Origin of the sequence: Bartonella tribocorum (genome assembly GCF_002777915.1) — a bacterium.
Classification (GTDB): Bacteria; Pseudomonadota; Alphaproteobacteria; order Rhizobiales; family Rhizobiaceae; genus Bartonella; species Bartonella tribocorum_A.
In genome coordinates, this window is record NZ_NJGE01000053.1 from 1 (window position 1) to 2632 (window position 2632).

The following is a 2632-nucleotide window of genomic DNA, read 5'->3' on the forward strand; positions in this document are numbered from 1 at the left end:
TATAAATATATTATAAATTAACACAAACAATCGTCAAGAGGCGTTAGGGAGGGGAAATTATGGAAAAGCCAATTCTTATAAATTCCAATGAAATCTTATTAGTTGCTTACGATAAAGAGCAATACATTGCAGAGTCTGGACCACTTGATGCAAGCCAAGTTTTAAGCATTGTTGATGAGGTAGATGATGCAATCCAAATCTTTCGCATCAATCCTTCTGAGAAGAGTTGTGAAGATATCTCTGAAGATATTGCAGAAGCATATGTAGAAGCAAATATTGAAGATCTCTATGAGGATAGTGAGGTTCATTACTTTGTACGCGAAAGTGATGTTTACAATAGACTTTTAGACGAGATCGCAGAAGAAAAATATAATGATGAGGTCTACGGTACTTACGAACAACAACACCGTTTGCGTCCTTGTGATGTACTTTAAAATTCTTAAGGGCGTTTGAAAAAGCGCCCCCTTTTCCCATCAATAATTGATTAGAGTAATCTTATGAACACACATGATAATGATAGTGAAGGATATCTCATACCTGAAAACGAGGTAGACAACAGTATTGGTTATGTCCAAATGGTCAATGCCCATGTCATGCATAGGTACTTAAATTTAAAACAAGATTTTAATACTTGGTTTAATGATTGTGTTGAAAAGCTTGATCTAAAAGAAGGTGTGGATTTTGTTTTTACAAAACAAGAATGGAACAAAAAAAAGATTTGTCCAAAATCTGAAATAGAAACAGATAAAACCGATAATCATCACTTCAAAATTCACGCAGCAAGAAAAGTTGCTCAAACAGAACGCCATAGAAACATGGGCAGACAATTATATCAAATCTTGCATTTTCTTTAATTAAGGAAGTGATGATGCAAAATTTTATTAGAACATATGAAAAAAATACAAGCTTCTTGAAAGGAGTCCATCATGCATAATTTTGTCACAACGGCCAAAAGCAATTTTAATAACCAAACTGTTCAAACTATGTCTAGTCGTGAGATTGCCGAATTGTGTGGTAAAAGGCATGACCATGTTATGCGAGATATCAAGAGAATACTTGAAGAATTATACGCTGAAAGAGGTCTCCCCAAATTTGGGGGCACCTATTTAGACAAACAAGGCAAGCCCCAAAACTGCTACCATCTCCCCAAACGTGAATGCCTCATCTTAGTTTCAGGTTACAACATGACATTACGTGCTAGGATTATAGATCGCTGGCAAGAATTGGAAAAGCAAGTGGTCGCACCACAAATCGACTATTCAAGTCCAAAGGCTATGATTGGCTTTTTGAATTACCTACAAGGTCAAATAAATCAAAAAGATACCATCATTGAAGATTTAACACCAAAAGCTATGGCTCTTGAAAGCTTACAGCGTCATGATGGGCTCTTTGGTCTTACAGAAGCCGCTAAAATACTCGAGATGCAACCAAAACAATTCATTCAATTCTTACAGCAAAAAGGGTGGATTTACAGACGTGCAGCGGGTGGAAATTTACCACCTTATCAAGACAAAATCCAAAAGCAACTTATGGATTGTCCAACCATCACACTTCAAACTGCATATGGAATAGAAAAAGTCATTCCTTGCGCAAAAATCACAGCAAAAGGCATTGGTGTGTTGTCTCAAGAACTTAAATGACAAAGCATGCATTAAGAGGCTATTGTTATGAATAAAAAATACGAATTAACTGATGAAATTCTATAGCCTCAAGAGATAGGCTTCTAACAACCAAACAACCATTTTTAACACATGCGTGATTCACGCCACGGGGGAATTGCGCGCAATGGAGGAAAGCAAAATGAATCAACAAAACACGAACTTAACAGAAGTAAGCAAAACGAACGATTGTGAAGTCAAACCGACAGCTATGGAACTTATTTTAGAAAGAGCTTTAGAAAATGATGTTGATCTGGACCGTCTCAAGAGCCTTCTCGAATTACGAGAAAAGGAGATAGAACGACAAGAGCGCCAAAACTTTGTTCGTGATCTTTCTGCTATGCAAATAGAATATAAAAATATCGAACAAAACGCCCTTAATACACATACTAAAAGCACCTATACAACGCTTGATAAATATATTGATGCAATCAAAGAACCTCTTGCAAAACATCACTTTGCTTTATTCTCTCGTATCAAAGAGCAGAGTTCAAATGACATAACTGTAGAAATGACTTTAAAGCATATATCAGGCAATGAGATATCAACACAAGGAACATTTCCAATTGACGCTACAGGGAGTAAAAACAACGTACAAGCGGTTGGTTCTACGATAAGCTATGCACGTCGATATCTCTTAGGCATGCTTCTTAATGTTGCAAGAAAAGAAGACAATACAGATGGAATAACACTTCTTGCAGGTATCTCTCCTGAACAGATGAATGAAATCAAAGAATTAATTAAAAAAACACAATCTGAAGAAATTAGGCTTCTCTCTTTCATATGTCTTTTAAACAAGCACAAGAGGTTTTGGCGCTTTTGGAAAAAAGGAAAAACATTCAAAGAGAAAGAGCTCTACAATCTCACCCTAAACAAGAGCAAATAAACGCGTCTATACAAGATGCCGAATATATTCATATCCAAGATATTGAATATGCACCAACTCAACAACAAACCGCGGTGTGAAATGGAAC

General features: G+C 36.3%; 3 protein-coding genes and 1 pseudogene. All 4 read left to right on the forward strand.

Annotated elements, in window-relative coordinates; all coding sequences use genetic code 11:
* Positions 1–59: 59 nt before the first annotated feature.
* Positions 60–434 carry a hypothetical protein gene (locus CER18_RS09540; RefSeq protein WP_100129732.1) on the forward strand — a complete coding sequence of 125 codons (375 nt, stop codon included), beginning with the start codon at positions 60–62 and terminating at the stop codon, positions 432–434.
* 63 nt (positions 435–497) lie between these two features.
* A complete protein-coding gene (locus CER18_RS09545) occupies positions 498–854 on the forward strand; it encodes an antA/AntB antirepressor family protein (protein ID WP_100129733.1) in 357 nt (118 codons plus the stop codon).
* Between the two features lie 72 nt (positions 855–926).
* Entirely contained in the window at positions 927–1640 is a 714-nt protein-coding gene (locus CER18_RS09550) for a Rha family transcriptional regulator (protein WP_100129734.1), read from the forward strand.
* Positions 1641–1800: 160 nt separating this feature from the next.
* A pseudogene (locus tag CER18_RS09555) lies at positions 1801–2624 on the forward strand (ERF family protein).
* Positions 2625–2632: the final 8 nt, after the last annotated feature.

What these genes read in the sequence shown, in the direction of transcription:
- CER18_RS09540 (WP_100129732.1), top strand. Translation starts at nt 60, where the DNA reads ATGGAAAAGCCAATTCTTATAAATTCCAATGAAATCTTATTAGTTGCT.
- CER18_RS09545 (WP_100129733.1), top strand. Translation starts at nt 498, where the DNA reads ATGAACACACATGATAATGATAGTGAAGGATATCTCATACCTGAAAAC.
- CER18_RS09550 (WP_100129734.1), top strand. Translation starts at nt 927, where the DNA reads ATGCATAATTTTGTCACAACGGCCAAAAGCAATTTTAATAACCAAACT.